General features: G+C 70.8%; 8 protein-coding genes and 2 pseudogenes. 8 read left to right on the top strand and 2 right to left on the bottom strand.

Features of this window, described 5'->3' with window-relative positions; translation table 11 throughout:
* Nucleotides 1-25 precede the first annotated feature (25 nt).
* Nucleotides 26-682 (bottom strand): TetR/AcrR family transcriptional regulator, encoded by a 657-nt coding sequence (locus FCH28_RS01115; protein ID WP_136737747.1) that lies wholly within the window; start codon nucleotides 680-682, stop codon nucleotides 26-28.
* Nucleotides 683-938: 256 nt separating this feature from the next.
* Here FCH28_RS01115 and FCH28_RS01110 point away from each other — a divergent pair, with 256 nt between their 5' ends.
* The 7 genes and pseudogenes from FCH28_RS01110 to FCH28_RS38790 all read left to right on the top strand — a co-directional run.
* Nucleotides 939-1,448 (top strand): DUF6230 family protein, encoded by a 510-nt coding sequence (locus FCH28_RS01110; RefSeq protein WP_246102361.1) that lies wholly within the window; start codon nucleotides 939-941, stop codon nucleotides 1,446-1,448.
* Entirely contained in the window at nucleotides 1,439-2,539 is a 1,101-nt protein-coding gene (locus tag FCH28_RS01105) for a DUF6114 domain-containing protein (RefSeq protein ID WP_169314015.1), read from the top strand. Before FCH28_RS01110 ends, FCH28_RS01105 begins: the two co-directional genes overlap by 10 nt.
* 100 nt (nucleotides 2,540-2,639) lie before the next feature.
* Nucleotides 2,640-3,917, top strand: a complete 1,278-nt coding sequence (locus tag FCH28_RS01100; protein WP_136737746.1) for a helix-turn-helix domain-containing protein — start codon at nucleotides 2,640-2,642, stop codon at nucleotides 3,915-3,917.
* A gap of 191 nt (nucleotides 3,918-4,108) precedes the next feature.
* Entirely contained in the window at nucleotides 4,109-5,632 is a 1,524-nt protein-coding gene (exaC, locus tag FCH28_RS01095) for an acetaldehyde dehydrogenase ExaC (protein ID WP_136737745.1), read from the top strand.
* A gap of 266 nt (nucleotides 5,633-5,898) precedes the next feature.
* Entirely contained in the window at nucleotides 5,899-6,033 is a 135-nt protein-coding gene (locus FCH28_RS39980; RefSeq protein ID WP_136738307.1) for an ATP-binding protein, read from the top strand.
* Nucleotides 5,999-6,407: pseudogene (locus FCH28_RS38795) on the top strand (imine reductase family protein); the annotation flags it as partial. The gene FCH28_RS39980 and the pseudogene FCH28_RS38795, both read left to right, overlap by 35 nt.
* Nucleotides 6,402-6,566, top strand: a pseudogene (locus FCH28_RS38790) (FtsK/SpoIIIE domain-containing protein); the annotation flags it as partial. The pseudogenes FCH28_RS38795 and FCH28_RS38790, both read left to right, overlap by 6 nt.
* 54 nt (nucleotides 6,567-6,620) lie before the next feature.
* Here FCH28_RS38790 and FCH28_RS01070 read toward each other — a convergent pair.
* On the bottom strand, nucleotides 6,621-7,391 hold the full coding sequence (locus tag FCH28_RS01070; RefSeq protein WP_136737744.1) for a thioesterase II family protein: 771 nt from the start codon (nucleotides 7,389-7,391) through the stop codon (nucleotides 6,621-6,623).
* A 215-nt stretch (nucleotides 7,392-7,606) separates the two neighbouring features.
* Here FCH28_RS01070 and FCH28_RS01065 point away from each other — a divergent pair, with 215 nt between their 5' ends.
* Nucleotides 7,607-12,589: a type I polyketide synthase gene (locus FCH28_RS01065; protein WP_425471855.1), complete on the top strand. Its 4,983-nt coding sequence runs from the start codon at nucleotides 7,607-7,609 to the stop codon at nucleotides 12,587-12,589.
* Nucleotides 12,590-12,605: the final 16 nt, after the last annotated feature.

The raw sequence follows: 12,605 nt of genomic DNA, 5'->3' as shown, positions 1-12,605 counted from the left end.
TGTTCCGATGGGGGCTGACGGAGCCTCAGCCGACCGGCCGGGACGGCGCCGGACAGCGCGGCTCGTACTCCTCTATCAACCGGAGGGTGTCCCCCAGCCCGCGTACCAGCAGCGCTACGACCGTCTCGCGCGGCACCTCCTGGTCCGCGATCCAGTGGAGGGTGACGCCCTCGACACTGGAGAGCCAGCCGGTCAGCGCGGTACGGGCGAGCGCCGGAATGGACTCCCGGCCCCAGGCGCCGACCGCGATGGTGGCCAGCAGCCGGGCGCGGACGGCGTCCCGGATCGCCAGCACCTCGGTGTCGAAGCCGACGCCGCCGGTCACGATGGTGCGGTAGGCGGCCTGGTTGTGCTGGGCGTAGCGCAGATATCCGTCGACGGTGCGGTGGACGCGTTCGGCCGGCGGAAGGTCGTGGGTGGCGGCGGCGCGCTCGACGAGTTCGGCCACGGCGTCCTCGATGACGGCGAGGTAATAGCCGCGCTTGTTGGTGAAGTAGTAGTAGATCAGGCCCTTGGCGACGCCGGCGTGCTGGGCGATGTCGTCCATGGACAGTGCGTCGTACGAGGTGTCGGCGAATAACTTCCGCCCGGTGGCTATGAGTTCGGTGCGACGCGCCTGCGAGCGTTCGGTGGCGCGGCCCGCCGTCGGACCGGTCCGTGCGCGCTGTTGACTATTATTCAAATTCGGTCCTAGTCTCCAACTGCCAAGGATTTTGCGCAGTATGACAGGACGTCACCACCTGCGGAGTTATCTCGTTCGGCTCCGTGGGGGCTCGAAGAAGCACTTCCCTCGCGCACTCGACCGCTGCCCCGGGGAGGACGCAGTGAGCTCAACGATCGGTACCTCCGACGCACCGCCCGAGGGGCGGACCTCCTGGAAGAAGACCGCCGTGGTCGCCCTGCCCGCGCTGCTCGCCGTGGGCGCGCTGGCGACGGTGATGGCCCAGGGCGCACTGGCCGCTTCCTTCGCCGTGTCCGGCACCAACTTCCAGGTCTCCTCCGGCAAGTTGACCAGTAGCGGCCTCGCCTCGTACGTCCATACCGACCGCGACACGGACGGCCGCGGCCACCCCGTCGCACTGCTCGGCATCGGCAAGGCCACGCTCGCCGACATCTGCCAGTCCGCTCAGGTCAGAACTCCGGTGGGCACGGTGGTGTTCAAGCTGACCGCGGGCGGCAAGGCCGGTGCGGTGTCCGCCGACAGCCTGGTCATCGACGGCGAGGACCTGGTGGGCGACGCCCGCTTCGGCACCGCCCAGATCGGGCGCGACGCCGCCACGCTCGACGCCGTGCCGGGGGTGCGCGGCCCGAAGGGGAAGTTCGGACTCCAGGCCGGGGACATCGAGGTCGCCGGGGTGAAGTCGCATGCCTGGTCGGCCACCGGTGGCAACTTCCGCCTCAAGGGGCTGCGGGTGAGCGTCAGCCTGGACGGCGCGAAGTGTTTCTGAGCGCGGGCCGGGCCCGCTGGGCCGCCCGGCTCGACCGTACGCTGCCGTGGCCCGAGCGGCGGGCCGTACTGCGGCGCTGGCGGCGCACCCGGCCGTTCTGGGCCGGGCTGCTGCTGCTCCTCGGCGGCGCCGAACTGCTGCTGGTCCCGCTGTCGCCACTGACCGTACTGGTGAGTCTGGGCCTGGGCGGGCTGGCCGCACTGGGCATCGGCCTGGCACTGATGGTGGCGGGACTGTTCCTCTGGTACGCACCGGCCGCACACCACTATGTGAGCATCAACGCGCTGATCCTGTCGGTGCTCTCCTTCGCCGCGACGAACCTCGGCGGCTTCCTGGTGGGCATGGGGCTGGGGATCGCGGGCAGCGCGATGGGGTTCGGGTGGACGACGCCGGTGCCGGGATCCGGCGGGGGGCGGGGATCCGATGGGGCACAGGGCTCAGATGGGGTGCAGGACTCCGGAGGGGTGCGGGACTCCGATGGAGTGTTGGACGCCGATGGGGTCCTGGAAGCCCAGGGGAACGCGCCTTCCGAAGGTGCCCCGCCGGCCGGGGCCGAGACGAGGGGCGGTGGCGGTGGCGGTGCCGGCGCCCGCAGCAAGGCCCTCGCCGTAGGGCTGCCGATCGCGCTCCTCGCGGCCGTCGGCGGACCGGCCCAGAAGGCCGACGCGGCCCCCGTGCCGGCTCCGTCCACCCCGCCGACCGTGACCACGACCCTGTTCGCGCCGCAGGGCTTCACACTCGCCGGGGTCACCGAGGTGCCCACCGCCAACGGGCCGGTCAAGGCGATGGTGCTGAAGATGAAGGCCGCCTCGCTCACCGACTACCACCTGACCACCCGCGACGGCGGCCCCGAACTCAGCCTGAAGGCCGACTCGTTGGACCTCAGCGGCGAGGTGACCCTCTACCTCACCAAGTTCAGCGGCTGCCTGGAGGGCCTGGTCTGCCTCACCTTCACCCCCGACACCCTGCCCGTACCACCGGTCGTCCCGCCGTTCGTCTTCATGACGGACGTGGCCGCCGAGCAGGCACTGGTCACCTCCGACCTGATCACCGCCGATGGGCTGCGGCTGCGGGCGGTCGGCGACTGGTAAACCCGGTCCCGGCGCGCCTCCCTGGCGGGGTTTACGGCCTCGCCCCGTACGAGCACCATCGGGCGTACGGGGGGCAGCGGCCGCGGCGGAGAGGTGACACGTGGGCAATCCTTGGCTGGCGATGGAGTCGGGCGCCGACCCGGCCGAACGCACCCGTACGGTACGCCGCGCCCATGCGGCGTTCCTGGCGGGCGGGACGGTGGCACCGCTGGTCAGACGGGTGGTCGCCGAATCCTGGCGCCGGTCGGCGGACGCCAGGGCGGCCTGCGACGGCGCCGCCCCCGTCGAGCTGGACGAGGCCGCGCTGCGCGCCTACCGGGACGGGCATCCGCTCGCCCGCGCGATGCCCGTCTTCCGGGAGTTGCTGGGCGCCATCGCGCAGGACGGGGCCCATCTGATGGCGGTCTGCGATCCGCAGGGACGGCTGCTGTGGGTCGAGGGGCACCCCGGGGTACGGCGCAGCGCGGAGCGGATGAACTTCGTCGTCGGGGCCCGCTGGGACGAGCGGCACGCCGGCACCAACGCGCCGGGTACCGCGCTCGCCGCCGACCACGCCGTACAGATCTTCGCCGCCGAGCACTACAACCGGCAGGTGCAGCGCTGGACGTGCGCCGCGGCACCGCTGCACGATGCGCGGACCGGGCGGCTGCTGGGGGCCGTGGACATCACCGGCGGCAATCATCTGGCGAGCCCGCACAGCCTGGCCCTGGTGCAGGCCACCGCCCGCGCGGCGGAGGCCCATCTGGCCGCGTGCACAAGGCAGTTGGGGGTCTGTCTGACGGCCCTGGGCCGGGATGAGGCGCTGCTGGTCGTGGACGGGAAGCGGCTGCGGCTCGGCCGCCGGCACAGCGAGATCATGGTGCTGCTGTCCCGGCACCCGGAAGGGCTGACGGGCGAGCGGTTATCGGTGCTGCTGTACGGCGAGCGCGAGACGCGCCCGGTGACGCTGCGGGCCGAGATGTCCCGGCTGCGGAAGCTCGTCGGCCCGCTGCTGGAGGCCCGCCCGTACCGTCTCGCCCGGCCGGTCGAGACCGATCTGACCACCGTCGAGGCGGATTTGACCACTGGCGAGCTGACCAGCGCACTGGATACCTACCGCGGTCCGCTGCTGCCGTCGTCCGAGGCACCGGGCGTACGGCGGCTGCGCGCCGCGCTGGAGGACCGGCTGCGGCGCGCACTGCTGGTCACGCGGGACCCTGACCAGTTGCGCCGATGGACACAGACGGCCTGGGGCGAGGAGGACCTGGAGATCTGGGAGGCCCTGGTGGACACCCTGCCGGAGCATTCACCGGCGCGCGCCGCGCCCAGAGCCACGGCGGACCGGCTGCGCGTGGCGTACGGACTGGCCGGTGACTCCCCGGCGAAGGCGACCGGTTGAGCGAAATCCGGCGTACAGGCCGGCCCCACCGGTTCGGCCCACCAACCCCCGGCGCGCCAACCGCCGCCCCGCCCACCGGCCGCCGCCCCGCCACGCAACGTCGGCGCAACCTTCGCCGCCCTAGCCTGCGCGCAACGCCCGCCGCACGGGAGCGGCGGGCACCGCGCCGACAGTGATTGGGAGGCCGCCCCATGGCCCGTTACGCCAGCCCGGGTTCCGCCGAGGCCGTCATGACCTACCGGACCCGCTACGACCACTGGATCGGTGGCGAGTTCGTGGCGCCCGCACTGGGCCGGTACTTCGAGAATCCGACGCCGGTCAACGGTCAGCCGTTCACCGAGATCGCGCGCGGCACGGCCGAGGACGTGGAGCGCGCGCTGGACGCGGCGCACGCGGCCGCGCCCGGCTGGGCCCGTACCGCCCCGGCCGACCGCGCCGCCGTCCTCCACAAGATCGCCGACCGGATGGAGCAGCATCTGGAGGCGCTGGCGGTCGCCGAGAGCTGGGAGAACGGCAAGCCCGTGCGGGAGTCGCTGGCGGCCGACATCCCGCTCGCCGTCGACCACTTCCGTTACTTCGCGGGCGCCCTGCGCGCTCAGGAGGGCAGCCTCTCCGAGATCGACGAGGACACCGTCGCCTACCACTTCCACGAGCCGCTCGGGGTGGTCGCCCAGATCATCCCCTGGAACTTCCCCATCCTGATGGCGGCGTGGAAGCTCGCCCCCGCGCTGGCCGCCGGCAACGCCGTGGTCCTCAAGCCGGCCGAACAGACCCCCGCCTCGGTGCACTTCCTGATGTCCCTCATCGCGAATCTGCTGCCGCCCGGCGTCGTCAACATCGTCAACGGCTTCGGCGTCGAGGCCGGCAAACCGCTGGCGTCCAGCCCGCGGGTGGCCAAGGTCGCGTTCACCGGCGAGACCACGACCGGCCGTCTGATCATGCAGTACGCGTCCGAGCATCTGCGGCCCGTGACACTCGAACTGGGCGGCAAGAGCCCCAACATCTTCTTCGACGACGTCTCGTCCCTGGTGGACGACTTCCAGGACAAGGCCCTCGAAGGCTTCACCATGTTCGCCCTCAACCAGGGCGAGGTGTGCACCTGCCCGTCCCGTGCACTGATCCAGCGCGGCCACTACCGGGACTTCCTGGCGGCCGGCGTGGCCCGTACGGAGAAGATCGTCCAGGGGCATCCGCTGGACACCGACACCATGATCGGCGCGCAGGCGTCCAACGACCAGTTGGAGAAGATCCTCTCCTACCTGGACATCGGCCAGAAGGAGGGCGCCCGCGTCCTCACCGGCGGCGCCCGTGCCGAGCTCGGCGGCGAGCTGGAGGGTGGCTACTACGTCCGGCCGACCATCTTCGAGGGCAGCAACGACATGCGCGTCTTCCAGGAGGAGATCTTCGGCCCGGTGGTGGCCGTGGCACCGTTCACCGATTTCGACGACGCGATCGGCATCGCCAACGACACGCCGTACGGCCTCGGCGCGGGCGTCTGGACCCGGGACGGCTCCACCGCCTACCGGGCGGGCCGTGCGATCCAGGCCGGCCGCGTCTGGACGAACTGCTACCACGCCTACCCCGCGCATGCGGCGTTCGGCGGCTACAAGCAGTCCGGCATCGGCCGGGAGAACCACAAGATGATGTTGGACCACTATCAGCAGACGAAGAACCTCCTGGTGTCCTACTCGCCGAGGAAGCTCGGCTTCTTCTAGGGGGTATGAGAAATGGCGCCTGAACTGGGCTTTTGCCCGTCAGGCGCCTATCGCTCGGCCCGCTCAGAGCAGGGCCCGGCTTGCGCGGTAACTTCCAGTTTCCCCCACAGCCATCCCGCTCCTGACCAGCTCTTCCGGTCCTTTTCCGGTCCAAGTCCCGACTCACCCCGCAGGCGTCGCGCCCTGGCTGAAGCGGTCCCACTCCTGCATGGACTGCTCGATGAGGCGGTTGGCCTGCTCCCGTCGCGGTCACCGGCTTCAAGGCGATCCGCCACGCGAAGCTGACGGAGCTGGACGCCCAGCCTTTCACCCTGATAACCGGGCAGAACGGCTCCGGCAAGACCGCGATGTTCCAAGCCCTGCACCGCCGAGGGTGCAAGGGTCGCGGCCACCGCCGCTGAGGCGGTCGCGGCGAACACCCTGATCGTCGTTTGTCTTTGGACGACACCTCGGTCGACGAGGTGCTGGCCGGCACCGACCTGGCCGACAGGGACCTGGTCAACCTGACCGCCAGCACCCCTGCCCAGGGGACATCGACCCCACGTCACTCGCCCCGCTGCTCGCTGACTGGCTCGTCGCGGTGGCCCCGGCAGTTCGCCAGACCGCTGACCATCTGCGGAGCGGCGACTACACCAAGGGCGTCGTCGCCAACCTCGCCATGCAGGTGGCCGGCACGCCGACCTTCCTGAACACCGCCGAGCAGCAGGGTGTCGGCCCGCAACTGCTCAGCCCCTACTTCGCGCTGATGCGCCGTCGCCTGGCCGAAGGCAGCGGCTACGACGTGCTCAGGCGCGTACAGATGCCCGCCAAGCTCGATCGCGTACCGATGCGCGTTCCCGTCGTGCTGCGCGAGGACGGATCGGTCCACTGCCGCGACTACCGGACGGTCCCGCGCGGTCTCACGCTCGGAGCCACCGAGTCGGGCAAGTCCCTCACGGTGGGCCGCCGACGCGTCGCATCGTGGTTGTCCCCGGGCCTGGGCGGGCGCTCAACCAGGCAGTGGGACGGCGGAGAGTCGCTCGGCGACGAAGCCGGTGACATCGGCGACGTTCTCGCTGATGAAGAAGTGACCACCGGGGAACACCCGCAGTTCGAAGGCGCCAGTGGTGTGCTCCTGCCAGGCGGCTGCCTCGTCCTGGGCGGTACGGGGGTCGTCGGCGCCGGTCAGAACGGTGACCGGGCAGCGTACGGGCGGTTCCGGTGTGAACCGGTAGGCGCCCAGGGCTTGGTAGTCGGCGCGCAGCGGCTCCATGATCATCTCAAGCATCTCGTCGTCTCCCAGCAGCCGGGGATCCGTGCCACTCAGCTCCCGGATCTCGGCGAGCAGGCTCTCGTTGCTGCTCAGGTCGACGTTCTCGTCCCGATGGCGGGACGGAGCTCGCCGCCCGGACAGGAAGAGCGCCACCGGTGAGGTGTTGAGTTCCCGCTCGAACCTCCGTGTCACCTCGAACGCCAAGAGTGCCCCCATGCTGTGGCCGAAGAACGCCATCGGGCGGTCCGCGAATTCCCGCAGCCGGTCGAACAGAAGGTCCGCCAGGACGTGCAGATCGGTCACACAAGGCTCATCGCGCCGGTCTTGACGCCCCGGATACTGCAGGGCGAGCGCGTTGAACCGGTCCGACAGGGAGGTGCAGAAAGGCCGGTAATAGCTGGCGGAACCACCTGCATGGGGAAAGTGGACGAGATGGAGTGCCTCGGCGGGACCCGGTGAATAGCTGCGGATCCACCGGTCCGACTCGGTGACTGTTTTTGAACTCAACTCATTACCCCTACCGCTGCCGTGGTGAACTGGCGCCCTGCATGAAGTGCGAAGTACTCAGAGAATCGCAGTCGCCTATTGTCGATTCAACCCCCGGCCCCGCGGATCTTATTAAGTCAGGGGCTATAGGGGGTGGTTAGGGGATTGTCCTGCTGCCGCGGACCGGTGAACCCTTCTTGCGGAACCCGCAGCGTCAGTGGAGAGAACGGATGGTCATGACAGGTGAAGGTCGGTCGGACCAGCTGGTGACCGCGCTCCGGAAGGTCACGCGGGACCTGCGCGATACACGGCGACGACTTCAGGCAGAAGAGGACAGGAACGGCGAGCCCATTGCCATTGTGGGAATGAGCTGCCGTTTCCCCGGTCATGTGGACTCCCCGGAAGCACTTTGGGAGTTGGTGTCGTCAGGGAGGGTAGCGAGCGGCTCGTTTCCTGTGGACCGGGGCTGGGATCTGGACGCGCTCTTCAATGAGACGGCGGACGGAAAAGTAGCGTCGTATGTTCGCGAGGGCGGATTTCTCTACGACGCCGGATGGTTCGATGCCTCGTTCTTCGGGATATCTCCGCGCGAAGCCGTGACAATCGATCCCCAGCAGCGACTGCTGCTGGAAGTCGCCTGGGAAGCCCTGGAAAGGGCCCGGATTTCTCCACATGCCTTGCGCGGCAGCGACGTCGGCGTCTTCGCCGGGGCCATGAACCAGGACTACGCCGTCCGACTGCACGAGTCCATCGAGGATTTCGAGGGTTTCCTGACAACCGGCAACACCGGCAGCGTGGTCTCCGGTCGGCTGTCCTACACCCTCGGTCTGGTCGGCCCGGCCGTCACCGTCGACACGGCCTGTTCCTCGTCGCTCGTGACCATGCACCTGGCGGCCCGGGCGCTGCGCAGTCGGGAATGCTCGCTGGCCCTTGCCGGCGGGGTGACGGTGATGTCGATGCCCACGACATTCACCGAGTTCTGCAGGCAGCGCAATCTTGCCCCCGACGGCCGGGCCAAGTCCTTCGCCGCCGCCGCGGACGGCACCGCGTGGGCCGAGGGTGTCGGCATGCTCGTGCTGGAGCGGTTGTCCGACGCCGAACGCAACGGCCATCCCGTTCTTGCGTTGATACGTGGCTCCGCGGTGAACCAGGACGGGGCCTCCAACGGCCTGTCGGCCCCGAACGGGCCTTCCCAGGAGCGCGTCATCTGGCAGGCCCTGCGCGACGCCCGGCTGACGGCCGATGAGGTGGATGCGGTGGAGGGGCATGCGACGGGGACGCGGCTGGGTGATCCGATCGAGGCGCAGGCGTTGTTGGCGACTTATGGCCAGGGCCGGCCCGCCGATCGGCCTTTGTGGTTGGGGTCGTTGAAGTCGAACATCGGGCATGCGCAGGCCGCCGCGGGTGTCGGCGGCGTGATCAAGATGGTGATGGCGTTGCGGCACGGGGTGTTGCCGCAGACATTGCACGTGGACGCACCGACGCCGGAGGTGGACTGGTCGGCGGGTGAGGTGCGGTTGCTGACGGAGCGGCGGGACTGGCCGCGTGCGGGCCGGCCGCGCCGGGCGGGCGTGTCCTCCTTCGGAGTCAGCGGCACCAACGCCCACCTCGTCCTCGAAGAAGCCCCGGAAGCTCCTCGAAACGACGCTGCCGCGGACCACACGGACACCGGCGGCGGCACGACGCTGCCATGGGTCCTCTCGGCCCGTACCGCCGCCGCCGTCCGGGAGCAGGCCCGCAGGCTGCACAGTCACCTGACCGAACACCCCGAGCTCGTACCCGCTCAGGTCGCCGGCTCGCTGGTGACGACCCGGAGCACGTTCGATCAACGGGCCGTCGTCATCGGCACGGACCGTGCCGAACTGCTGGCAGGGCTGGACAGTGTCGTCCAGGGCGTTCCGGACGCGCGGACGGTCACCGGTTCCGCCGTCGGCGGCAGGGAAGTGGTCTTCGTCTTCCCCGGTCAAGGAGGCCAGTGGGCAGGCATGGCCCGGGAGCTGATGGAGCAGTTCCCGGTCTTCGCCGAGACCCTGCACTCCTGCGCCGACGCCCTCGCCGACCACGTCGACTGGTCCTTGCTGGACGTCCTGCACGAGGCCGAGGGGGCGCCGGGCCTGGACCGGGTCGATGTGATCCAGCCAGTACTGTTCTCGGTCACGGTCGCCCTCGCCGACCTGTGGCGTTCCCTGGGCATCGAGCCTTCGGCCGTGGTGGGCAGTTCCCTGGGCGAGATCGCGGCCGCCTACACGGCCGGCACGCTGTCGCTCGCCGACGCGACCAAGGTGGCGGTGCTGCGCAGCCGGGCCCTGCTGGAACTGTCCGGCCGCAGCGGCATGGTGTCCGTTCCTCTCGGGCGGGCGCAGGTCGAGGAACTGATCGCCGCCTGGCCGGACCGGCTGTTCGTCTCCGGGGTCAACAGCCCGTCCATCACCGTGGTCTCCGGCGACAACGAGGCGGTGGACGAGCTGCTGGCGGTCTGTGCCGAGCGGGGCGTACGTGCCCGGCGCGTCGCCACCGACTGCGCCTCCCACTACCCCGCCGTCGAAGCCCTGGAAGAGCGGCTGCTGACGGACCTGGCGGACCTTGCGCCGACACCGGCGCGGATCGCCTTCCTGTCGACGGTCTCCGGGGAGTCGGCGGAGACCGAAACGGTCCCGGACGCCGCGTACTGGTACCGCAACACGCGCCGGCCCGTCGAGTTCGAGCCGGTCATCCGGCGGCTCGCCGCCACCGGGAGCAAGGTCTATATCGAGATCAGCCCCCACCCGGTGCTGCAGGTGGCGCTGTCCGAGATCGTGGAGGGAGAGAGCCGGGAGGCAGCCGTTCTCAGCACCTTGCGACGCAATACGAGCGACCGGCGGGCCTTCCTCACCTCCCTGGCCAAGGCATACGTCAGCGGCGTCACCGTCGACTGGGCGGCGCTGCCGGACCTGGCCGGCGCTCCACACGTCGACCTGCCCACGTACGCCTTTCAGCGCGAGCGCTATTGGCCGCGTCCGGCGGCCGCGTCGAACGGCGGCCGTGGACCGGGGGCGGGCGCCCCCGCGACCGTCGGCCGAGGGGCGGTGGACGCCCACTTCTGGGAGGCCGTGGAGAACGGGGACCTGGGCAGCCTCGGTCCGGACGTAGGGTTCGACGACCAGACCCCGCTCAAGGACGTCCTCCCGGAGCTGGCCTCCTGGCGCCGCGAGGGGCTCGAACACGCCAGAGTGGACGGCTGGCGGTACGTCGAGCAGTGGCGGCCGCTCGACGTACCCGCCACCAGGCCGCACGGCAGGTGGCTGCTGGTCCACCCGGGCGGCACGGATTCCGACGCCACCACGGAATGGGTGCGGGACAGCCTGCTGGAGGCGGGTTGCTCGGTCGTCGACCTCCTGGTCGACACGACGGACACCGAGGCCGCGGCGGTCACCGAGAGCCTGAAGCAGGCCTGCGCGGGCGGCGGGCCGGAGCCGGTCGGAGTGGTGTCCCTGCTGGCCTTCGACGGGCGGCACGACACCGCGTGTCCCTCGGTGCCCCGGGGCACGGCGGCGACCCTCGCCCTCGTCCGGGCGCTCGGCGCCGCCGGGATCACAGCACCCCTGTGGTGCCTGACGCGGGGCGCGGTCACCACCGGAACCGGCGACCGGCCCGGTGCTGTCGAACAGGCCCAGATCTGGGGCCTGGGCAGGGTGGTCGCGCTGGAACACCCCGACCGCTGGGGCGGACTCGTCGACCTGCCGAGCACCCTCGACCCGCATGTACGAACCCAGTTGTGCGCGGCCTTGGGCAGCGCACACACGGACGAAGACCAACTGGCGCTGCGCCCGGTCGGCATCCTCGGACGCCGACTGGTCCCGGACGGCGCCGATCGCCCGGCCGCTCGGACCGCGCCCTGGCGGCCGGCCGGAACCGTCCTCATCACCGGCGGTACCGGCGCTCTGGGCGCCCACGTCGCCCGCTGGGCCGCCGCCCAGGGAGCCGGCCATGTTCTGCTGACCGGCCGACGCGGGGCCGACGCGCCCGGTGTGGCCGAACTCAGGGCCGATCTGGAGGCGTCGGGCGCTGCCGTGACCGTCGCCGCCTGCGATGTCGCCGACCGCCAGGCCGTACAAGAACTACTCGACGGCATTCCGGACCGGCATCCGCTGACGGCGGTCTTCCACGCTGCCGGAGTACTCGACGACGGCATGACCGCCGACCTGGACACCGAACGTCTGGAAACCGTCCTGGCGCCGAAGACCGAGGGGGCCCGGCTGCTGGACGAACTCACCCGCGGCACCGAACTGTCGGCGTTCGTGCTGTTCTCCGGCTTCGCCGCCACCGTGGGCAGCAGCGGCCAGGCCGGTTACGCCGCCGCCAACGCCCACCTCGACGCCCTGGCCCAGCGGCGTCGGGCCGACGGACTGCCCGCCACCTCGATCGCCTGGGGGCCGTGGACCGGAGGCGGTCTCGTGGACGAGGGCACCGAGGAGCGCCTGCTGCGGCGCGGCCTGACCGCCATGGAACCCCGGCTGGCCGTCCTGGGGCTGTCCGCGCTGCTTTCCGACGGCCCCGAAGGGCCCGCGAACCTGGCGCTCGTCGATGTCGACTGGCGGCGGTTCCTGCCCTCGTTCACCGCCTCCCGGCCGAGCCCCCTGCTGCGGGAACTGCACCAGCCCTCGCACGCGGACCCCGGCGCGACCGACGGGCACGACGGCGCACCCGGCGGCGGGGCCGGCCCCACGCTGGCCGAACGCCTGCCGGGCCTCACCGAAGCGGAGCGGGACCGGCTCCTGCTCACGACGGTCCGTGCCCAGGTGGCCCTCACGCTCGGGTATCCCGGGCCCGACGCCGTGTCCCCGCGGCAGCAGTTCAAGGAACTCGGTATCGATTCCCTCACCGCCCTCGAACTGCGCAACGGGCTGCGGGCCGTGGCCGGCGTCGCTCTCCCGGCCACGCTGGTCTTCGACCATCCGACGCCTGAGGCAGTCGCCGTCCATCTGGGCCGGACCATCCTCGGTGACGGGGCGCACACGTCGTCCTCCCTCTTCACCGAGATCGACCGCCTCGGCTCCGCGCTCGGCTCCGCCGACCTGGACGAAGCGGAACGGAACCTGGTCGCGACCCGACTGCGCTCGCTGGCCTCCCGATGGGAAGTCGGCCCGTCGAGCGGCGCCGGAGACGTCGCACAGACGCTGGCGGACGCCGACCAGGCCGAGGTCCTCGCCTTCATCGACCGGGAGCTCGGCATCTCGTAGCCAGGAACCGTCGTCG

Source organism: Streptomyces piniterrae (genome assembly GCF_005048155.1).
In the GTDB taxonomy this organism is placed as follows: Bacteria; Actinomycetota; Actinomycetes; order Streptomycetales; family Streptomycetaceae; genus Streptomyces; species Streptomyces piniterrae.
This window is presented reverse-complemented; position numbering and strand designations above follow the sequence as displayed.

Coding starts and splice junctions, on each gene's coding strand:
- exaC (WP_136737745.1), top strand. CDS start 4,109: ATGGCCCGTTACGCCAGCCCGGGTTCCGCCGAGGCCGTCATGACCTAC.
- FCH28_RS01110 (WP_246102361.1), top strand. CDS start 939: ATGGCCCAGGGCGCACTGGCCGCTTCCTTCGCCGTGTCCGGCACCAAC.
- FCH28_RS01065 (WP_425471855.1), top strand. CDS start 7,607: ATGACAGGTGAAGGTCGGTCGGACCAGCTGGTGACCGCGCTCCGGAAG.